Genomic DNA, 20,540 nt, shown 5'->3' on the forward strand with positions numbered 1-20,540 from the left:
GCTGAGTAATAGATTGCTCAGTCTTTTTCGTGTGTTGTGATGTGTCATAGGCTATACTTGTAAACGTATAGAGTGAACAAGATAGGTGGTTGTAAGATGGATTATTTACAATGGAAACATGTCTTTAAGCTAGACCCAGCAAAGGACATTTCAGATGAAGCATTAGAAAAAATTTGTGAATCAGGTACAGATGTGATTTTAGTAGGCGGCACAGATAATGTGACATTGGATGGTGTGCTCGATTTACTTGTACGAGTACGACGCTTTGAAGTACCGATTGCACTTGAAATTTCAACAATTGATTCAGTTACACCAGGCTATGATTATTATTTCATTCCGACGGTGTTAAATAGTGATGACCCAAAATGGATTAAAAATTTACATCATGAAGCCATTAAGGAATACGGCGATATTATGGTGTGGGATGAGCTAGTAGCGGAAGGCTATTGTATTTTGAATCCTGATTGTAAGGTAGCACAGGTAACGAATGCCAAAACAGATTTATCAGTAGATGATGTGATTGCCTACGCACGGATGGCGGAAAATTTCTTTAAGCTCCCTGTCTTTTATTTAGAGTATAGCGGGACTTATGGTGATGTGAATATGGTAAAGGCTGTGAAGCAGGAGTTAAGACAAACAAAATTATTTTATGGTGGCGGTATTACTTCTGTCGAGCAAGCGGCGGAAATGGCTGCTTATGCAGATACAGTTGTTGTTGGCAATATTATTTATGAGGATTTAAAGGCAGCACTTGCGACTGTTAAGGCTGTGAAAAATACGTTATAATTTAGGAACAAACGTTTGTTAGGTGGTGCGAAATGGAGCAATTAACGAAAAATTTATTAATCGGTATGAACCCAGAGCAGGAGCGAGCTGTCAAAACGACTGAAGGACCGCTATTAATTATGGCGGGTGCGGGCTCAGGAAAAACACGCGTGTTAACACATCGAATTGCTTATTTAATTATTGAAAAAGAGGTATATCCCTCTAAAATTTTAGCTATTACATTTACGAATAAAGCTGCTCGTGAAATGCGAGAGCGACTAGATGGCATTCTTGGTAATGGTACGGGGGATAGTATGTGGGTTTCGACATTCCACTCGATGTGTGTACGTATTTTACGCCGTAATATCGACCAGCTTGGCATGTCACGTAATTTTTCTATTTTAGATACGACAGACCAGCTATCCGTTATCAAAAATGTGATGAAGGACGACAATATCGATCCGAAGCGCTATGACCCACGTAGTATTTTACATGCTATTAGTGCAGCAAAAAATGAGTGCATTGCAGCCGATGTGTATGAGGCTAATATGAATGCCCATAACCCATATGAAAAAATAGTTGCACAAGTGTATAAGGGCTATGAGAAAAGATTGAGACGTAATCAAAGTCTCGATTTCGATGATTTGATTATGACGACGATTACATTATTACAGCGTGTGCCAGAAGTGTTGGAGTATTATCAAAACAAATTTCAATATATTCATGTGGATGAGTACCAAGACACGAATAAATCTCAATATTTACTAGTGCAGTTGTTGGCACAAAAGTTTAAAAATATTTGTGTTGTAGGGGATTCCGACCAGTCCATATATCGCTGGCGTGGAGCGGATATCGGTAATATTTTATCCTTTGAAAAAGATTACCCGAACGCAAAGGTTATTATGTTAGAGCAAAATTATCGTTCTACAAAGCGTATCCTACAGGCTGCAAATGACGTCATTCAACATAACAGCACACGTTATCCAAAGGAACTGCGTACGGAAAATACAGAGGGTGAAAAAATCGTTTTATACAAAGCCTATAATGAGCAAGAGGAAGCTCAATTTGTTGTACAGACTGTGCAGCAGTTAATGAAAAAGGAAGGGCGTTCTTTGGATGATTTTGCGATTCTTTATCGTACGAATGCACAGTCACGTGTGATGGAGGAAGTGCTCGTCAAATCGAATATGGCTTATCAAATTGTGGGTGGTACAAAGTTCTATGATCGGAAAGAGATTAAAGATTTACTTGCTTACTTACGTTTGATTGCTAACAATGATGATGATTTATCATTGGCACGTATTATTAATGAGCCGAAGCGTAGTATTGGTGCTACATCCTTTGAAAAAATGGCAAGCTATGCGATTGAGCAAGATCGTTCTATTTTTGATGCGATGACGGATCTTGTTTTTATGGGGCTATCAGGTAAGGCAGCTAATTCAGCAGAGCAATTTTATGCGATGATTAAAAATTTCACTACTATGCAGGAATATTTGTCCGTGACAGAGATTGTAGAACAGGTGATTGAGCAATCAGGCTATCGCACGATGCTGCAAAATGATAAAACGATTGAGGCACAAAGCCGTTTAGAAAATATCGAAGAATTTTTATCTGTGACGAGAGGCTTTGAAGAGCGTAGTGATGATAAAAGTTTAGTCGCTTTTTTAACGGATTTAGCGTTGATTGCGGATATTGATGCATTAGAGAAAGAGGATACATCAAAAGGCAATATGATTTTGATGACAATGCATGCAGCAAAAGGTCTAGAGTTTCCCGTTGTCTTTATTATCGGAATGGAAGAAAATATTTTCCCACATTCACGTTCAATGGATGATACGGATGAGATGGAAGAAGAAAGGCGGCTCGCATATGTGGGCATTACACGAGCAGAAGAGCGTCTTTATTTAACATGTGCACAATCTCGCACGATTTTTGGACGGTCGAGCTTTAATAATTCATCACGTTTTTTACAGGAAATTTCAGAGGATATTATCGAATCTGTCTCTAAGGGTGGTAGAAAGCAGGATATCCCATTTGCAACAAATAACAATTATCCAAAACGTACACTTGGTGCTGTGCAAAAAACACAGCCTGCGACAGCTCGTCTACAAGCAACAGGTGGTGACCGCTTTGGCTGGAAGGTTGGAGACAAGGCAAGCCATAAAAAATGGGGCATAGGTATGGTTGTGAGCATAAAGGGTGAAGGTGATAATACAGAGCTTGATATTGCCTTTCCACAGCCGACAGGTATTAAAAGACTACTAGCACAATTTGCACCAATTGAAAAAGTGTAAACGGAGGGATTTGTGAATGAATGAAGTAGAACAACGGATTGCCGAGTTGAATAAGCTGCTACATGAATATGGTCATGCTTATTATGTGTTAGATAAACCTGTAGTGGCAGATAGTGTATATGACCAATTACTGCATGAGTTAATAGCATTAGAGGAAGCCAATCCGTCATTGATTTATCCAGATTCGCCAACACAGCGAGTAGGTGGAGCGGTAGTTGAAGGATTTCAAAAGGTAACACATGATTATCCGATGCTCAGTTTGTCAAACGCTTTCGATGAAGGAGATTTGCAAGAATTTGACCGTAAAGTTCGTCAGGCAATCGGCGATCATTTTTCTTATGTATGTGAGCTGAAAATCGATGGTCTTGCTATTTCCTTAAAATATGAAAATGGTGTTTTGGCACAGGGAGCAACCCGTGGTGACGGTGTGGTTGGTGAGGAAATCACCGCCAATTTGAAAACCATTCGTGCTATTCCGCTACGCTTAAAGGAGCCTGTGACGATTGAAGTGCGTGGCGAAGCCTATATGCCAAAAGCGTCCTTTGAAAAATTAAATGCCCAACGTCTTGAGCAGAACGAGGAGCTATTTGCCAATCCACGTAATGCAGCGGCGGGTTCACTCCGTCAGCTTGACCCGAAAATTGCAGCAAGTCGCCAACTATCGGCATTTATTTACGCAATCGGTGGAGACGGAGAGGCATATGGCATTGATGGGCATGCCGAGATGCTTGATTATTTAGAAGGGCTAGGCTTGCCGTCCAATAAGGAGCGTCAGCGTTGTACGACAATTGAAGAAGTAGTGGCTTTTATTAATAAGTGGACGGACAATCGAGGTAATTTGCCTTATGAAATTGATGGGATTGTTATTAAAGTTGATCGTTATGCCCATCAGGATGAGCTAGGCTATACAGCAAAAAGTCCACGTTGGGCGATTGCTTATAAATTTCCTGCCGAAGAAGTTGTCACAACATTACTAAACATTGAGCTAACAGTTGGGCGTACAGGTGTTGTGACGCCGACAGCGATTTTAGCGCCCGTACAAGTAGCAGGTACGACCGTACAGCGTGCATCCCTACACAATGAGGATTTAATTCGTGACAAGGATATTCGCAAAGGTGATACGGTTATTATTCGGAAGGCTGGCGATATTATCCCACAAGTAGTAGGTGTATTATTGGAGCAACGACCTGATGGTACAGTGCCATATGAAATGCCTAAAAACTGTCCTGTTTGTGATAGTGAGCTGATTCGTATAGAGGGTGAGGTTGCTTTAAGATGTGTTAATCCTTCATGCTTTGCCCAGATTGCGGAAAGTATTAAATATTTTGTTTCCCGCAACGCGATGAATATTGATGGACTTGGTGATAAAGTGGTTGAGCAACTACTGCGTGAAAACCTAATTGCAGACGTCTCCGATTTATATCATTTATCAATTGAGCAACTTGTGGCATTAGAGCGTATGGGTGAAAAATCAGCAACGAATTTGGTCAATGCCATTCAAGCCTCCAAGGATAATTCAATGGAGCGTTTATTAATTGGGCTTGGCATACGTCACGTTGGGGAGAAGGCAGCAAAAATCATTTCCGAGGCATTCGAGACAATGGAGGCTGTAATGGCTGTCACAGAGGAGCAGCTTGTTGCTATTCATGAAATAGGTGATAAAATGGCTTCCTCACTTGTGGAATATTTTGCGAATGAAGAGGCAAGAGCGGTTATTCAGCGTCTTGCGGAGGCTGGCGTTAATATGACCTATAAAGGTAAAAAAGTCGAGCTTATTGCAGGAGATCATCTATTTGCAGGAAAAACCATTGTCTTAACAGGGAAATTAGAGCAATTGACACGTAACGAAGCAAAAGCGAAAATAGAAGAGTTAGGTGGCATTGTGACAGGAAGTGTTAGCAAAAAAACAGACCTTGTTGTTGCAGGTGCAGATGCTGGCTCGAAGCTGACAAAAGCAGAGCAATTAGGCATTGAAATTTGGAATGAAGAACGCCTAATCGATTATTTAGCAACTTAATTAGCAAAGGAGTATTAATCAATGAAGTCATTTCGACTCATTCCAGCAATTGTAGCGGCTGCTTTATTAGTTGGCTGTGTGCCATCGATGAAAAAGAGCACAGAGCTAACGCAGGAAACGCAGCAGGAACAAGCGGAAACAACGATGATTCCAAGTGTACAAATTGATGAATCATTTTACAAATCATTAATTCCATATAAGGAAAGTGCAAGCCGAGGCTTAGTCGTATCTAATATTTATACTAAATATGATATGAAGGAAGCTGAAACAGGATTAATGCGCCTTTCTCAGCAACAATTTAATACAAAGGATTATAATTTCCAAGAGGGGCAGTATTTAGCTGAAAGCACTGTGAAGGATTGGCTGGCGCGTAGCTCACAAGTGGAAACAGGCTTAAACCCGCCAACAACTGATTCGATGTCAGCGGAGGAACGTGCAACAAAAGCACCTATTTATTTGGCACATATTATTGAGCAAAATTATTTAAAGAAATCAGATGATAATAAAGTCAAATTAGGTGGTATTTCAATCGGGCTTGCCATGAATTCGATTTATTATTATCAAAAAGAAAAGTACGGAGAATATTACGAGCAGGCAATTGATGAGGGAGCGCTTATAGAGCAAGGGAAAAAAATGGCTGCTGAAATTGTTTCGCGTCTACGTACACAAGATGAATTAAAGGATGTGCCCATCGTTGTAGGCTTATTTAAACAAAAGGCACGCAATGATATTGTGGCAGGCACTTATTTTAATGTGGGTGTGGCAAAGGCTGGTCAAAATGATGTATCAGATTGGCAGGCGATTGATGAGGAGTACGTACTGTTTCCAACAGACGATGCACAAGAAGTCTACCGAGATGTTAGTCATAAATTTAAAAACTTTAAGCTAGAGGTAGATAAATATTTCTCTAACTATACAAGTGTGATTGGCAAAGGCTTTTATCAAAATAAAAAAATTCAAAAGCTAACATTGGAAGTACCAATTCAATTTTTTAGTACAGCAGAAATTATTGGCTTTACACAATATTTAACAGGCTTGTTGCTTAATCATTTTGATAACATTCATGTAGAAGTAAGCATTACATCCGTCAATGGCCCAGAGGCGCTCATTATTAAAGATGCGAATGACAAAGAGCCATATGTTCATATTTATGAATAAAAGAATAGGTAGAGGTAGAAGTTTTTCTGTCCTCTGCCTATTCTTTTTGTATGGGCCATTCGCAAACAATCGATAGATGATTGGCTGTTAGCTGTGCATATAATTGCCCATCCATTTTAGTCATTAAGCTTTTGGCAATTGCGAGGCCTAAACCCGCACCTTGTTGTCCTGTTCGTGTTTTATCTACCTTATAAAAGCGTTGGAATAAAGAGTGCATATCTTCTTCAAAAAATGCCTCTACCTGATTACTGATAATTAAACGTACTAGCTTTGGCTGTTGCTCTAGTCGAATGACAATATCAGCTTTCGCATGTTTAATCGTATTAAGCACTAAATTTTCTACGACACGTTTCATAGCCGATGAATCAGCAATCACCGTTATATCTTCTGTTGGTATATGAATAGTAGGTTCTAAATGACTTTGCTTAAACTGCTCGTAAAAATCGGCTAATGTTTCTAAAATAAGATGATTGATTTTTATTTTTTCAGGTTGTAATAAATAATCAGGGGATTCTATCAATGATAACTCAAAAAAATCCTCTAACAAATCTTTTAATCGTCCTGCTCCACGTTTAATAATCATTGTATATTGCTGTTTAGTGTCGGTAGATAAGTCTTCACGCTCTAAAAATTGAATATAGCCTAAAATAGAGGTTAACGGTGTACGAATATCATGTGAAATATTGGCAATTGCCTGCTTCAATTCCGCTTCCTTGCGCCGTTTGATGGCGACAGCCTGTGCGGTTAAATCAATTTGATGATTAATGGCACTGGTAAGCTGCTCTAAATCTTTATCCCAAAAAATGAAATCTAACTTTTTTGCTGTCGTTTGGCGATTGACGTCCATTAATTGCTGATAGGCTCTTTTTATTTCCCTCTTCAAAAAATAAAAGCGGCAACTAAAAAACAGTGCGATGGCGATACATAGAATAACAAGATAGAGGATGTCCCACACCACCTTTGATCATTACTTAATTTCCTTGCGTTGAAAAATGATAGCTCCCATAATAGCGCATAATAAAAACGTGACAATCGGTACAATAATGATGGTTGAAAGTTCATTGTTACTTAAATTATTAAGTGGTATATCTAAAAATAATTTAAAGATAGAATGGTTAAAAAGCATATGAAAAAGCGTGAATTTTTGAGCAAGTGCATATAAAATACTGTCAATCAATATAAAGAAGAGAATCGAAAAGCCAATCGTTTTGCCGCTATCTGTAAAAATAATAGCAATCACTGCCATCATAGAGGCAAAAGCAAGGGCATATAAAATCGTCAAACATAAAGTTCTTACAACATAGAGCCATGTAGGCATTTCATAAAAACCTGACAATACCGCGCTAACGCTAAGTATAGCAAATGGGAATGTGCAGGCAATAATCACTGCACCAAGCGAAAATACCATTAATTTCACAAGATAAATACGAATTCTACTATTACCTGAGGCACAAATGCTTTTCATTGTACCAATCGAATACTCACTGGAAATAAAGAAGCCTGCAAGAATACATGGAATTAATCGAATAATATAGTTATTACCGCCAAGTGCAGAAAATGTATATAATTCCTTGACCTCTACAGCATGTGCATCAAATGTACCGTCATTAAAGAAAATGAGAAATGGATAACAAGCGCCTGCGAGTAGTAATAGCACGGTTAATAGCCAAAATATACGGCCTTTTCGTAGCTTGAATAGTTCTGTCATCATTAAATTACTCATTTAGTGCACCCCCAACTAAATTTGTGAAGTAGGTTTCTAAATCCTCACCCATTGGCATAAAGGCTTCAATCACTAAGCCAGCCTGTACTAATGCTGTCGAAACATTTCCAGGTGAATTTGTATAGGCAAAAAGCTTAATTGTGCCGTCAGGTAATACTTCGAATTGGCGGGTATTTAACTGCTGTTCAAGAACCGTTGTTGCTTTGTCTGGGTTATCCACTTTTATATGAATATATTGCTGACATTTTTCATCTAGCTCATTGGTTGTAAGTTGTTCTATTAATTGCCCCTTGTGAATAATACCGTAATGGCTCGCAAGTAAATGTAGCTCACTTAAAATATGACTAGAAATTAATATTGTAATGCCGTATTCCTGATTTAATTTTTTTAGTAATTCTCGTATTTCAACAACGCCCATTGGATCAAGCCCATTAATCGGTTCATCTAAAATTAAAAATTCAGGGTCTCCTAATAAGGCGATTGCTAGCCCTAAACGTTGTTTCATCCCTAAAGAGAAGTTTTTAGCCTTCTTATTCCCCGTATTTTCTAAGCCAACAAGTTTTAATGTTTTGGCGACACATTCTTTTCCAGGAATGCCTTTTAACAGCCGATGTGCCTCTACATTTTCTGCTGCGGTCATATGTGGATAAAGGGCAGGTGCTTCAATAATCACACCCATCCGTTTACGAGCTTGCAGTAACGCCTGCTCATGACTATGTCCAAACAGCTCTAATGTGCCAGCATTTGCTTTGGCTAGTCCTGTAACGATTTTAATAAGTGTAGATTTTCCAGCGCCATTTTGCCCAATAAAGCCGTAAATAGCGCCCTTTTTAATCGACAAATTGACTTTATTGAGTGCCAGCTGTTTTTTATATTGTTTTGTTAATTGATGTGTTTTTAAAACATACTCTGTCATCTACAATCCCTCCTTCTTATGTTACCTCCTAGTTTAAAAAGCAAAACATAAGAAAGACTTAAGTGAATTCTTAAGAAAACATTAATTTTTTAAGCGATAACCCATACCCCAAATCGTTTCGATGTATTCTTCATGTGGATTAACATTTGCTAGCTTTGTGCGCAAATTACTCATATGCACATTAATGGTATTATCATCGCCACGAAATTCTTCTTGCCAAACACTTTCAAATAAATTAGCTTTTGTAAAAACCTTGTTAGGCATCGACATGAGCAATGTTAAAATGGCATATTCACGTGCAGTTAAGGTCACAATGGTAGTGCCTATCCGTACTTCTGCAGAATCCGTATGAATGGAGAGGTCTTTATGTACGAATAATGGAGGTGCTATGGTCTGACTTAGTTTGCGCATTCTTCGCAAATGTGAATCAATGCGGGCGGACACTTCTTCAATATCAAATGGCTTTGTAATATAATCATCTGCTCCCATACGTAAAGTATCAATTTTAGTATGTTGTTCATTTTTAGCAGATATAACGATGATAGGTATTGCATACTGTTGCTCTATTTTTTCTAATAATTCCTCTCCGGTTAAACCTGGCAGCATTAAATCAAGCAACACCATATCCCATGATTGTTTTTCTAAGTAAAGCAGAGCCTCTGTACCTGAATAAGCAGGTTGAGGGTGATAGCCACTTTGACGAATAATATGGCATAATAACTCATTAATATCGTTATCGTCTTCAACTACTAAAATGTGTACATGTTGCTGCATACTCATCTCTCCGACCTTTCCATATTTTTAATGATTATAGCATAAGACATTTTTTATTGATGATTGTAGAAGTTATGATGTTTTTGCTGAAAGTTGTGATTTTTATTGTGAAAAATGGTATGATAATGGCTATGATTAACTTTCACAAGAGTATTCGGAGGTGTGAAAAATGGCAAAATTAACAAAAGAAGAAGTGAAGCACGTAGCAAATTTAGCACGTCTTGCAATTACTGAAGAAGAGGCTGAAAAATTTGCAGAGCAGCTTGGTAAAATTACAGACTTCGCAGAGCAGCTAAATGAGCTAGATACAACGAATGTTGAACCAACGACACACGTATTACCACTTGTTAACGTAATGCGTGAAGACGTGGCAGCAGAAGGCTTAGCACGTGATGTGATGATGTTAAACGTAAAAGAGCAGGAAGATGGTCAAGTAAAAGTACCAGCTATCATGTAATACTTAAACTATAGGAGGATTCCTCATGACGTTATTTGAACGTTCAGCAAAGGAGTTACAAGCTGATATTAAGGCAGGTAACCTAACAATTGCTGACTTAACAAAAGAAGCATATGCACGTGTAGCAAAGCTTGATGGTGATGTACAAGCGTTTCTTGCTTTAAACGAAGAAAAAGCAACTGCACAAGCAGCCGACATGGATAAAGTGCCATTTGCAGAACGTGGTCCATTATTCGGTTTACCAATCGGTGTCAAAGATAATATTGTAACAGAAGGCTTAGAAACAACATGTGCTTCTAAAATTTTAGAAGGCTTTATGCCAATTTACGATGCCACAGTAGTAAAAAAACTACGTGAAGCCGGAATGGTGACGATTGGTAAATTAAACATGGATGAGTTTGCGATGGGTTCTTCTAATGAAAACTCTTATTACAAAACAACGAAAAATCCATGGAACTTAAACCATGTACCAGGTGGTTCTTCAGGTGCGTCTGCGGCAGCAGTTGCAGCAGGTGAAGTACCATTTTCACTTGGCTCTGATACAGGTGGCTCGATTCGTCAACCAGCCGCATATTGTGGTGTTGTTGGGATGAAGCCTACATATGGTCGTGTATCACGTTTTGGTTTAGTGGCATTCGCTTCTTCATTAGACCAAATTGGACCAATTACACGTAATGTAGAGGATAATGCTCTTTTACTTGAAGCTATTGCAGGACTTGATGTTAATGATTCAACGTCTGCTGATGTGGAAGTACCAAGTTATGCAGCAGCTTTAACAGGAGATGTGAAAGGCTTACGTATCGCTGTACCAAAGGAATTCCTTGGTGAAGGTGTAGGCGAAGCGGCACGTCAATCAGTATTAGAGGCTTTAGAAGTCTTAAAAGGCTTAGGCGCAACAGTGGAAGAGGTATCATTACCACATTCTAAATATGCTCTTGCAGCTTACTATATTTTATCTTCATCTGAAGCCTCCTCGAACCTTTCTCGCTTTGATGGAATTCGTTATGGCTTCCGTGCAGAAAACGCAACGAACTTAATGGAGCTTTATAAAGAAACACGTGCACAAGGCTTCGGTGATGAAGTAAAACGTCGTATTATGCTTGGGACTTATTCTTTAAGTGCAGGCACGTATGATGCTTACTATAAAAAAGCACAGCAAGCACGTACTTTAATTAAAGCAGATTATGATAAAGTATTTGAAAACTTTGACGTTATCATTGGACCTACAGCACCAACGGCAGCCTTTAAAATTGGTGAAAATGTAGATGATCCAATGACGATGTATGCCAATGATATTTTAACAATTCCAATGAACTTAGCTGGTGTACCTGCTATTTCGATTCCATGTGGCTTTGAAAATGGTTTACCACTAGGCTTACAAATTATCGGTAAATATTTCGACGAAGCAACAATTTACCGTGTAGCTCATGCTTTTGAACAAGCAACAGAGTTCCATCAACAAGTTCCTCAAATTTGGGAGGGAAAATAACATGAACTTTGAAACAGTCATTGGCTTAGAAGTACACGTAGAGTTAAAAACAAACTCGAAAATCTTCTCACCAGCACCAGCGCATTTTGGTGCAGAGCCAAACACAAACACAAATGTAATCGACTTAGGGTATCCAGGTGTGTTGCCTGTCTTAAATAAAAATGTAGTGGATTTTGCCATGCGTGCAGCACTTGCTTTAAACATGGAAATCGAGCAAGAAACAAAATTCGACCGTAAAAATTACTTCTACCCAGATAATCCGAAAGCATATCAAATTTCACAGTTTGATAAGCCAATCGGTAAAAATGGCTGGATTGATATTGAAGTAGATGGCTATACAAAACGCATCGGTATTACACGTTTACATATGGAGGAGGATGCTGGGAAGCTATCTCACGCAGGCAATCATTCATTAGTAGACTTTAACCGTCAAGGCACGCCGCTTGTGGAAATCGTGTCAGAGCCAGATATTCGTACACCAAACGAAGCATATGCTTATCTTGAAAAGCTAAAATCCATTATTCAATATACAGATGTCTCTGATTGTAAAATGGAAGAGGGCTCACTACGCTGTGACGCGAATATTTCCATTCGTCCATATGGGCAAGAGGAATTCGGCACAAAAACAGAGTTGAAAAACTTAAACTCTTTCAACTTTGTACGCCGTGGATTAGAGCATGAGGAATTGCGTCAAGCCAATGTACTACTTTCAGGTGGTGTCATTGAGCAAGAAACACGCCGTTTTGATGAAAAAACAGGCAAAACGATTTTAATGCGTGTAAAAGAAGGAACAGATGATTACCGTTACTTCCCAGAGCCAGATTTAGTGCGTCTATCTATTGATGATGCATGGGTGGAGCGCGTACGTGCCTCTATTCCAGAGCTACCAGATGCTCGTAAAGCACGTTATGAAAAAGAATTGGATTTAACACCGTATGATGCGGCTGTACTTGTGATTAATAAAGATATTTCGAATTTCTTTGATGGTATGGTAGCAGCGGGAGCGGATGCAAAACTTTCGGCTAACTGGTTAATGGGTGATGTATCAGCATACTTAAATGCGGAGCAAAAAGAATTAAAAGATACTGCGTTAACACCAGAAAATTTAGCAGGTATGGTGAAACTGATTTCTGATGGTACGATTTCTTCTAAAATCGGTAAAAAAGTATTCACTGAGCTTGTAGAAAACGGTGGAGATGCGGCGAAAATCGTGAAAGACAAAGGCATGGTTCAAATTTCTGATCCAGAAGTAATTCGTGGCTTTGTTACAACTGTATTAGACAATGATGCAAAATCAGTAGAAGACTTCAAAGGTGGTAAAGACCGTGCGTTAAAAGCATTACTTGGTCAAATTATGAAGGCTTCTAAAGGTCAAGCCAACCCACAATTAACAAATGATATTTTATTAGAAGAAATTAATAAACGCTAGTCCGATAAAGCTGTCTCAATTTAGTTTGAGGCAGCTTTTTTATGAGAAAAGGCGAAGTGACGGATAGAAGGGTTGAACTGACGGATAGCGCGCGCTTTTTTATGGATAAAAATGTTTTATAGTTGTATTCACAGGCGGTTCGTAGCAAAATATAGTATATGACAAGAAAAGGAGAGACGTAGCATGAAAACAGAGCGACAATATTTCAATGAAGCGGTATCCATTCAACAATATATGGACAATATGACAACATTAAAGGAAGAAAGTTTCAGCATTTATCATAACTTTGCTGTCCCAACAACAGATGGCTTTATCGAGCTATTAAAGGAAAAACAACCTAAAATTTTAACGATTACAGAGGATTGGTGTGGTGATGCGATGCTGAACAATCCGATTATTCGTCGTGTTGCAGAAGCAGCGAATTTAGACATGCGTGCCGTTTTACGTGATGAGGATACAGATTTAATCGACCGTTATTTGACAAATGGTGGTCGTGCCATTCCAATGTATATTTTATTAGATGCTGAAGGACAAGTGATTGGCAAATGGGGGCCACGTGCACCTGAGCTACAGGAATTTGTAATGGCTAAGCGTGCAGGATTACCTGATAAAGAAGATCCTGCTTTTGAAGAGGCACAAAAAGCACTATATGGAGAAATTCGTGAGGCAAACCGTACAGAGCCAATCTATTGGACATATGTGTATGAAGCATTTAAGAAACAAGTGACAGCGATTTTGGGGTAAACTGCAACTAAATAAGCAGTGAAATCGTTGAATTAGGATAGAGACTGATGAAGCAGGAAGTGTATTGTATGAAACGAGCAAGAGTCATTTATAATCCTACATCTGGGCGTGAAGCATTTAAAAAGCATTTACCAGAGGTGTTGGAAAAACTAGAGATAGCAGGCTATGAAACATCCTGTCATGCGACAACTTGTGAGGGGGATGCAACAAATGCAGCGAAGCTCGCAGTAGAGCGTGGCTTTGATATTATTATCGCAGTTGGTGGAGATGGTACATTAAACGAAGTCATTTCAGGCGTTAGCCCATTTGAAAATCGGCCAAAAATCGGTTTGATTCCAATGGGAACGACGAACGATTTTGCTCGTGCTGTGCATATTCCACGCAATATTGAAGAAGCGGTGACGATTATTACAAACGGTGAAACATTGCCTGTGGATGTCGGATTATTAAATGGCAACCGTTATTTCATTAATATTGCCGCTGGTGGGCGTATTACAGAGCTAACTTATGAAGTGCCGAGTAAAATGAAAACAATGCTTGGTCAGCTTGCTTATTATTTAAAAGCAGTAGAAATGATTCCATCCATCAAAGCCTCTCATATGCGCATTGAATATGATGGAGAAGTGTTTGATGGCGATGCGATGATGTTCTTATGTGGTTTAACAAATTCTGTAGGTGGGTTTGAAAAGCTAGCACCAGATGCGAGCATTAATGATGGTTTATTTACATTATTAGTATTGAAAAAAGTGAGTTTACCTGAATTTATTCAACTGGCAGCAATGGCTTCAAGAGGCGAGCATTTAAAGGATGACCGTGTTATTTATAAAAAAGCAAGCTATGTCAAAGTATCGACAGAGGATGAAGTGCATTTGAATTTAGATGGTGAATATGGCGGTGACGCACCAGCCACATTTGAAAATTTAAAGCGCCATGTTGAAATATTTGTACCACTTGAAGCGATTCGTGAAGAAGATCGTATCTAAAATAGAAGCGATTTTGAAAAAGTTTGGCGATTGTGCGTATATTCCTTGAACAAAATTTGAAACCTTTATAATAAACCGAGATTTCGGGATATTATAAAGGTTTTTTTCGTTGAAATAGTGGAAAATAGAGGTATAGAGAATGGAAAGGGCGTGCTACCTTGTATAAATCACAGGAAAAAAAGTTGATGTGGTTAAGTTTTGGCGTTGCCATCATTATGTTACTATCCATACTTGGAAGAATATTTGGTAGTTAGGGGGCAAAGAAATGATTAATGAATCAGCGGTTTTTTGGAGTCGTGCGTTAACAGAGCTCACATTATCGTTCCATATTATTTATGCAACGATTGGTGTCGGCATCCCATTGATGATTATGTTGGCACAATGGACAGGATACAAAAACAATGATGAGCACTATATTTTAATGGCAAGACGCTGGGCTAGAGGCTTTGTCATTACAGTGGCAGTGGGCGTTGTGACGGGAACTGCGATAGGCTTGCAACTATCTTTACTATGGCCGAATTTTATGCAGCTCGCTGGTCAAACTATTGCTTTACCACTTTTCATGGAAACTTTTGCGTTTTTCTTTGAAGCCATTTTCCTAGGTATTTATTTGTACACATGGGATCGCTTTGATAGTCAAAAAAAGCATATGATGCTACTGATTCCAGTAGCGATTGGGGCATCCATGTCAGCCGTGTTTATCACGATTGTTAATGCCTTTATGAATGCACCACAAGGCTTCGATGTTGTGGATGGGCAGCTCGTAAATATTCAGCCATTGTTAGCCATGCTGAACCCTGCGATGCCAACAAAGGTAGCGCATGTGCTTGTCACAGCCTATATGACATCTGCATTTGTTTTAGCAGCGATTGCAGGTTATCGTATGTTAAAAGGCTCTAAGCATATTTATCATAAAAAAGCGTTATTTATGCTCATGAAAATAGGCTTAATCTTTGCCATTGCCGCAGCCATTATTGGGGACTTTTCAGGCAAATATTTGGCAGAATATCAGCCAGAGAAATTAGCTGCAGCCGAATGGCATTTTGAAACAGAGAGCAAAGCATCACTTGTTTTATTTGGTGTATTGGACGGAGAAGAAATAAAATATGCTATTAAAGTTCCTTATGCCTTGAGTATTTTAGCACATAACAATCCAAATGCAGAGGTCATTGGCTTAGACCAATTTGCGGAGGAGGATCGACCACCACTGTATATCCATTATCTTTTTGATATTATGGTGATGATTGGGATGTTTATGGTCGTCGTTTCATTGCTATATGTTGTAGGTAAAATGCGTAGCTGGTCGTTTATTCATGCACGCTGGTTTAAGTGGATTATTGTGGCAGGTGGACCATTATCGATTATTGCTATTGAAGCAGGCTGGTGGTTGGCAGAGGTTGGACGACAGCCATGGATTTTATATGGCTTAATGCGCACACCAGAAGGGGCCACAACGAGCGACCATGTCGATTTAATGCTGATGCTGTTTGCAGGTGTCTATATTGTATTAGGTATCGGTAGTATTGTGGTGTTAGTTCGTATGTTTAAAAAGAATCCAATCGAAAGAGAGATTGAAGATCGTCATGCAGAAAAGGGCGGTGACATCCTATGACATTAGAGATTTTAGGTATTTCAGTTTTATGGATTTTCCTATTTGGCTATGTCATTGTTGCATCCATTGACTTTGGTGCAGGCTTCTTTAATGCCTACAGTTTATTAATTGGTAAAAATCATATTTTAACGAATATTATTAAACGTTACTTGTCACCAGTTTGGGAAGTGACGAATGTGTTTTTAGTATTTTTCTTTGTTGGCATTGTGGGGTTCTTTCCACAAACAGCCTTTTACTACGGTACGATTTTATTGATACCAGTCAGTATTTCACTGGTCTTATTAGCGATTCGAGGCTCCTACTATGCCTTTGAATCATATGGTTCACGTGGACATATTGGCTACTCTCTCACATATGGCGTATCGGGCTTACTTATTCCTGCATCGTTATCAGTAGTTTTTGCTATTGCAGGTGGTGGCTATGTTGATATGCTCAATGGACAGCCGACATTGAACTATTGGACATTGTACACAAGTGCCTTTGCTTGGAGCATTGTTGTGTTAAGTATTGCGGCGGTGCTTTATATTTCAGCCGTATTTTTAACATGGTATGCCCATAAAGCAAATGATATGGAAGCAACAAAGCTTATGCGTAAATATGCACTAATATGGGCAATACCTTTGATGATTAGTGCGCTTGGCATTATGTACGAAATGAAATCCATCAATCCTGAAAGCTATGGACATATGGTCGATTTATGGTGGATGTTTGCCATTTCGGCGGTGCTCTTTGTTATTACGGTCGCACTATTATGGATGCGCAAAAATTACGGGCTTGCGGTAGGATTATTAATTGCTCAATTCGCCGTGGCATTTTTCGCGTATGGTATTGCACAATATCCGTATTTACTATATCCATATTTAACAATTTACGATAGCTTTACAAGTCCACAAATGGCAATTGCCTTAGTTGTTGTCTTTATTTTAGGCTTATGCTTGCTATTGCCATCATTATATCTATTACTAAAGCTGTTTTTATTTAATAAAAATTATGTGACGGGTAAAGAGGACCATCACGCATAGGGAGGATATGACATGGCAAAGTTTTTAATGTTCTATGCACCATTTTTAGTCGTTATTTTAGGGCTGGTGCTAGCCTTTTGGTGGGTGCCAAAAGATCATCATATAGAGGATAAGAGTCGCAAGTAGCGGCTCTTTTTCATTTACGTCACACATGCTACAATAAAGTGAATCTTCAAGCCGTGGGAGCTCTTCATCCTCCAAGGTTTGGTAGTTTCACCAATCGGGCTTTTACAGGCTGTTAATTCTTATTTTAATATAGGAATTTTACAGCCTGTTAATACGGGATAAAGTGATTGAAATGGGGGAATAACAATGTCAGTACCTGTGAAGAAAAATGATCGACTTACAGTTTATATAGAAGATTTAACACATGATGGCAATGGTGTTGCTAAAGTAGATGGTTATCCATTATTTATCCAAGGCGCACTGCCAAATGAAACAGCCGACATTCACGTATTGAAAACATTAAAAAACTATGGCTTTGGGAAGGTTATCGAAATCATTCAACCATCACCAGACCGAGTAGATGCACCATGTGATTATTTCAAGCAATGTGGCGGCTGTCAGCTACAGCATTTATCGTATGAGGGACAGTTGAAATGGAAGGAAAATATGGTGCGTAATGTGATGCAGCGTCTAGGGAAAATTGATGCACCTGTTTTACCAGTGAAGGGCATGCAAGAGCCATGGCATTATCGCAATAAAGCCCAAATTCCGTTTGCAACGAACGAAGCAGGACAAGCCATTGCTGGGTTTTATAAAACAAAATCGCACAATATTGTCGATATGGAGCGTTGTTTAATTCAAACAGGAGAAGCAGATGCCATTTTAGCAGGCTTGAAAAAAGAGTTAGCTACAATTGGCATTCGTCCTTATAACGAGCATACACATGAGGGTATGCTACGTCATGTGGTGATTCGCAAGGCACGTGCAACAGGCGAAGTCATGGTGGTGCTCGTCACGAAAAAGCGTAAATTCCCGCAAAAGGATGCAGCTATTGCAACGATTCAACAGCTTGTACCACATGTGACATCCATTATGCAAAACGTTAATGGTGACAAAACAAATGTCATTTTCGGCGATGAAACCATCCATCTTTGGGGCAAGGACGTCATTATTGATACGATTGGTGATGTACGCTTTGAAATTTCAGCACGCTCGTTTTATCAAGTAAACCCTGAACAAACAGAGGTGCTTTATAAGCAGGCATTGGATTATGCTAATTTACAGGGTGATGAGCGAGTAATTGATGCCTATTGTGGTATCGGAACAATTTCTTTATTTTTAGCACAAAAGGCAAAGTATGTGATGGGTGTAGAAATTGTGCCACAAGCGATTGAGGATGCCAAGCGCAATGCGGAGCTGAATGGCTTTACGAATACGTATTTTGAGGCAGGTCCAGCAGAGGAGGTTATTCCACGTTGGTATCAGGAGGGCAAAGAAGCGGATGTGCTTGTTGTCGACCCACCACGTAAAGGCTGTGATGAGGCATTGTTAAAGACCATTTTGGAGCAGCGACCGAAGCGAGTGGTGTATGTATCCTGCAATCCCGCGACATTGGCACGGGATTTGCGTGTGTTGGAGGATGGAGGCTATCAAACGCAGGAGATTCAGCCAGTGGATATGTTTCCGCATTCGACGCATTGTGAATGCTGTGCTTGGCTTGAACTAGCGGACTAATGGGAAGTAAAAGTTAATTTAATACTCTTTGAAATATAAAAAGCAGATGGTTTAGGAGTGTGATAGTGTACGTCTAAATCGTCTGCTTTCATTTTCTTATAAACAATTTAAATAGAATTAAATCTATATTTTGTATAATATCCACAGTGTAACATATACTTTTTCATGCTGTTTCTACATAATTGAATTTTATTTGTATCTATGATTTTAAAAGAAAATTTTGAATCAGTATAAGAAAATCTCTTTTTTAAGGCATTTTTATTACTATAAATTGAATATTTAACACACAAGTTATTTTCTAAAGAAAGTGAACTAACATTATTGTTGATATAAGCCCTTTACTTCCTAGATAAACTAGAAAACTGTAGAAAATAAAATTTAATTCTACATCGTTCTGAAATGTTTTGTCAATAATAAATTGTAAAAGTATTTAAAAATGTTATAATAGTCTTAGAATTATTTTTTTAAAACGTATTTCAAATTCCGCTGCCATTTTTACAGATAGAATTTGGATACGTTTTTTTTATTTCAATACAAAAAATTCAAACCTTTACAAGGAGGGCTAGCATAATGAACCTAATCAATAAGAAAGTTACACACAAACTTTTTGGCACTGGGAATGTAGTGAAACATAATGATTCGAGTGTTGAAATACATTTCGCAACGGAAAATAAAATGTTTGTTTTCCCAGATGCATTTGAAAAGCATCTAAAACTACATGATAAAAATGATGCTAATTCACTTGAGGAAATGATACAAAAAAAGGCGATTGAACGAAAAGAGGATGAATGGAAGAAGGAAGAGGAACTAAGGCTCCAACGAGAAAACCAGAAACTTCGCTTGGAACATGAAAAATTGATGAAACATCATAAACTTCATCCAGAGTCACAAATGGTTTTTTGGTGTGATATAGAGGAGCAACATAGTTCTTTTTCAGAGTGGCAAGTTTTTTCGGGCGCCATAAAAAGTGGCAATAACAAAGGTAAGCCAAACAAGCCAGTCCGTTTACATCAAAATAGCGCTGTTCTGTTAACCGCAATAGATTCCAGCATGCCTGAAAAAGACAGACGTATTTTGGGCGTCTATATGGTAAATGAAAATTTTGTTGGTAAGCTTTGTGAGGATGGAAATATTCCTGCTCACTCCAAATACAGACTCAAACTGACAGAACAAGAGTCAGATCAGTTATTTTTGTGGAAATATTATACAAATATAAAATCCCCTTCAAAAATAGCATGGAATACAGGTAAATACCGCTATTTTGATAATTTATGGATGGCTCAAATTTTGCTTGATATTATTTCATTGAAAAGCGAACCAAAAGAACGAGAGCTAGCACAGCAATTTTTTAAACATTTTTGTAAAATGAATCAAATAACAGCTCAAGAGCTACCAAAGCCTAATGGTGTATTAACACGTATTTAGATAGTAGCTCAAAGAATGGGGACTAACATGTTTTGTCCATCCTCCAATCATG

The 20,540-nt window shown here is 38.6% G+C and carries 18 protein-coding genes; 14 read left to right on the plus strand and 4 right to left on the minus strand.

Annotation, left to right across the window (positions count from 1 at the left end):
* Window positions 1-96 precede the first annotated feature (96 nt).
* The 4 genes from pcrB to OPF91_RS18225 are packed head-to-tail and all read left to right on the plus strand — an operon-like array spanning window position 97 to window position 6,234.
* Window positions 97-786: a heptaprenylglyceryl phosphate synthase gene (pcrB, locus tag OPF91_RS18210; protein WP_264990357.1), complete on the plus strand. Its 690-nt coding sequence runs from the start codon at window positions 97-99 to the stop codon at window positions 784-786.
* 32 nt (window positions 787-818) lie between these two features.
* Entirely contained in the window at window positions 819-3,059 is a 2,241-nt protein-coding gene (gene pcrA / locus OPF91_RS18215; protein ID WP_264990358.1) for a DNA helicase PcrA, read from the plus strand.
* 16 nt (window positions 3,060-3,075) lie between these two features.
* Window positions 3,076-5,076 carry an NAD-dependent DNA ligase LigA gene (ligA, locus tag OPF91_RS18220; protein WP_264990359.1) on the plus strand — a complete coding sequence of 667 codons (2,001 nt, stop codon included), beginning with the start codon at window positions 3,076-3,078 and terminating at the stop codon, window positions 5,074-5,076.
* 21 nt (window positions 5,077-5,097) lie between these two features.
* Entirely contained in the window at window positions 5,098-6,234 is a 1,137-nt protein-coding gene (locus OPF91_RS18225) for a CamS family sex pheromone protein (protein ID WP_264990360.1), read from the plus strand.
* Between the two features lie 37 nt (window positions 6,235-6,271).
* Here OPF91_RS18225 and OPF91_RS18230 read toward each other — a convergent pair whose 3' ends face one another.
* The 4 genes from OPF91_RS18230 to OPF91_RS18245 all read right to left on the minus strand — a co-directional run bounded on the left by OPF91_RS18230 (window position 6,272) and on the right by OPF91_RS18245 (window position 9,647).
* Entirely contained in the window at window positions 6,272-7,117 is an 846-nt protein-coding gene (locus OPF91_RS18230; RefSeq protein WP_264990361.1) for a sensor histidine kinase, read from the minus strand.
* A gap of 84 nt (window positions 7,118-7,201) precedes the next feature.
* The gene (locus OPF91_RS18235) at window positions 7,202-7,957 is read right to left on the minus strand and encodes an ABC transporter permease (RefSeq protein ID WP_264990362.1); all 756 of its coding nucleotides are present in this window, start codon (window positions 7,955-7,957) and stop codon (window positions 7,202-7,204) included.
* A complete protein-coding gene (locus OPF91_RS18240; RefSeq protein WP_264990363.1) occupies window positions 7,950-8,873 on the minus strand; it encodes an ABC transporter ATP-binding protein in 924 nt (307 codons plus the stop codon). The genes OPF91_RS18235 and OPF91_RS18240 overlap by 8 nt, the downstream gene beginning before the upstream one ends.
* A gap of 81 nt (window positions 8,874-8,954) precedes the next feature.
* The gene (locus tag OPF91_RS18245; RefSeq protein ID WP_264990364.1) at window positions 8,955-9,647 is read right to left on the minus strand and encodes a response regulator transcription factor; all 693 of its coding nucleotides are present in this window, start codon (window positions 9,645-9,647) and stop codon (window positions 8,955-8,957) included.
* Between the two features lie 169 nt (window positions 9,648-9,816).
* Here OPF91_RS18245 and gatC point away from each other — a divergent pair, with 169 nt between their 5' ends.
* The 10 genes from gatC (at window position 9,817) to OPF91_RS18290 (ending at window position 20,488) form a co-directional block, all read left to right on the plus strand.
* Entirely contained in the window at window positions 9,817-10,104 is a 288-nt protein-coding gene (gatC, locus tag OPF91_RS18250) for an Asp-tRNA(Asn)/Glu-tRNA(Gln) amidotransferase subunit GatC (protein WP_264990365.1), read from the plus strand.
* Between the two features lie 25 nt (window positions 10,105-10,129).
* Complete coding sequence (gene gatA / locus OPF91_RS18255; protein WP_264990366.1) at window positions 10,130-11,593, plus strand: Asp-tRNA(Asn)/Glu-tRNA(Gln) amidotransferase subunit GatA; 1,464 nt, start codon at window positions 10,130-10,132, stop codon at window positions 11,591-11,593.
* A gap of 1 nt (window position 11,594) precedes the next feature.
* Window positions 11,595-13,022 carry an Asp-tRNA(Asn)/Glu-tRNA(Gln) amidotransferase subunit GatB gene (gene gatB / locus OPF91_RS18260; RefSeq protein ID WP_264990367.1) on the plus strand — a complete coding sequence of 476 codons (1,428 nt, stop codon included), beginning with the start codon at window positions 11,595-11,597 and terminating at the stop codon, window positions 13,020-13,022.
* 183 nt (window positions 13,023-13,205) lie between these two features.
* Window positions 13,206-13,766, plus strand: a complete 561-nt coding sequence (locus OPF91_RS18265) for a thioredoxin family protein (protein ID WP_264990368.1) — start codon at window positions 13,206-13,208, stop codon at window positions 13,764-13,766.
* A 68-nt stretch (window positions 13,767-13,834) separates the two neighbouring features.
* On the plus strand, window positions 13,835-14,749 hold the full coding sequence (locus OPF91_RS18270) for a diacylglycerol kinase (RefSeq protein WP_264990369.1): 915 nt from the start codon (window positions 13,835-13,837) through the stop codon (window positions 14,747-14,749).
* A gap of 265 nt (window positions 14,750-15,014) precedes the next feature.
* Complete coding sequence (locus tag OPF91_RS18275) at window positions 15,015-16,361, plus strand: cytochrome ubiquinol oxidase subunit I (protein ID WP_264990370.1); 1,347 nt, start codon at window positions 15,015-15,017, stop codon at window positions 16,359-16,361.
* Window positions 16,358-17,383 carry a cytochrome d ubiquinol oxidase subunit II gene (locus OPF91_RS18280; protein ID WP_264990371.1) on the plus strand — a complete coding sequence of 342 codons (1,026 nt, stop codon included), beginning with the start codon at window positions 16,358-16,360 and terminating at the stop codon, window positions 17,381-17,383. Before OPF91_RS18275 ends, OPF91_RS18280 begins: the two co-directional genes overlap by 4 nt.
* A 12-nt stretch (window positions 17,384-17,395) precedes the next feature.
* Window positions 17,396-17,509, plus strand: a complete 114-nt coding sequence (gene cydS, locus OPF91_RS19165) for a cytochrome bd oxidase small subunit CydS family protein (protein WP_373877071.1) — start codon at window positions 17,396-17,398, stop codon at window positions 17,507-17,509.
* Between the two features lie 186 nt (window positions 17,510-17,695).
* Entirely contained in the window at window positions 17,696-19,063 is a 1,368-nt protein-coding gene (rlmD, locus tag OPF91_RS18285; RefSeq protein WP_264990372.1) for a 23S rRNA (uracil(1939)-C(5))-methyltransferase RlmD, read from the plus strand.
* A gap of 570 nt (window positions 19,064-19,633) precedes the next feature.
* The gene (locus OPF91_RS18290) at window positions 19,634-20,488 is read left to right on the plus strand and encodes a malate synthase (RefSeq protein ID WP_264990373.1); all 855 of its coding nucleotides are present in this window, start codon (window positions 19,634-19,636) and stop codon (window positions 20,486-20,488) included.
* The last annotated feature ends 52 nt before the right edge of the window (window positions 20,489-20,540 follow it).

Origin of the sequence: Lysinibacillus piscis, assembly GCF_026012395.1 — a bacterium.
Lineage (GTDB): Bacteria > Bacillota > Bacilli > Bacillales_A > Planococcaceae > Lysinibacillus > Lysinibacillus piscis.

What these genes read in the sequence shown, in the direction of transcription:
- pcrB (WP_264990357.1), top strand. Translation starts at nt 97, where the DNA reads ATGGATTATTTACAATGGAAACATGTCTTTAAGCTAGACCCAGCAAAG.
- pcrA (WP_264990358.1), top strand. Translation starts at nt 819, where the DNA reads ATGGAGCAATTAACGAAAAATTTATTAATCGGTATGAACCCAGAGCAG.
- ligA (WP_264990359.1), top strand. Translation starts at nt 3,076, where the DNA reads ATGAATGAAGTAGAACAACGGATTGCCGAGTTGAATAAGCTGCTACAT.
- OPF91_RS18225 (WP_264990360.1), top strand. Translation starts at nt 5,098, where the DNA reads ATGAAGTCATTTCGACTCATTCCAGCAATTGTAGCGGCTGCTTTATTA.
- OPF91_RS18235 (WP_264990362.1), bottom strand. Translation starts at nt 7,957, where the DNA reads ATGAGTAATTTAATGATGACAGAACTATTCAAGCTACGAAAAGGCCGT.
- OPF91_RS18240 (WP_264990363.1), bottom strand. Translation starts at nt 8,873, where the DNA reads ATGACAGAGTATGTTTTAAAAACACATCAATTAACAAAACAATATAAA.
- OPF91_RS18245 (WP_264990364.1), bottom strand. Translation starts at nt 9,647, where the DNA reads ATGCAGCAACATGTACACATTTTAGTAGTTGAAGACGATAACGATATT.
- gatC (WP_264990365.1), top strand. Translation starts at nt 9,817, where the DNA reads ATGGCAAAATTAACAAAAGAAGAAGTGAAGCACGTAGCAAATTTAGCA.
- gatA (WP_264990366.1), top strand. Translation starts at nt 10,130, where the DNA reads ATGACGTTATTTGAACGTTCAGCAAAGGAGTTACAAGCTGATATTAAG.
- gatB (WP_264990367.1), top strand. Translation starts at nt 11,595, where the DNA reads ATGAACTTTGAAACAGTCATTGGCTTAGAAGTACACGTAGAGTTAAAA.
- OPF91_RS18265 (WP_264990368.1), top strand. Translation starts at nt 13,206, where the DNA reads ATGAAAACAGAGCGACAATATTTCAATGAAGCGGTATCCATTCAACAA.
- OPF91_RS18270 (WP_264990369.1), top strand. Translation starts at nt 13,835, where the DNA reads ATGAAACGAGCAAGAGTCATTTATAATCCTACATCTGGGCGTGAAGCA.
- OPF91_RS18275 (WP_264990370.1), top strand. Translation starts at nt 15,015, where the DNA reads ATGATTAATGAATCAGCGGTTTTTTGGAGTCGTGCGTTAACAGAGCTC.
- OPF91_RS18280 (WP_264990371.1), top strand. Translation starts at nt 16,358, where the DNA reads ATGACATTAGAGATTTTAGGTATTTCAGTTTTATGGATTTTCCTATTT.
- cydS (WP_373877071.1), top strand. Translation starts at nt 17,396, where the DNA reads ATGGCAAAGTTTTTAATGTTCTATGCACCATTTTTAGTCGTTATTTTA.
- rlmD (WP_264990372.1), top strand. Translation starts at nt 17,696, where the DNA reads ATGTCAGTACCTGTGAAGAAAAATGATCGACTTACAGTTTATATAGAA.
- OPF91_RS18290 (WP_264990373.1), top strand. Translation starts at nt 19,634, where the DNA reads ATGAACCTAATCAATAAGAAAGTTACACACAAACTTTTTGGCACTGGG.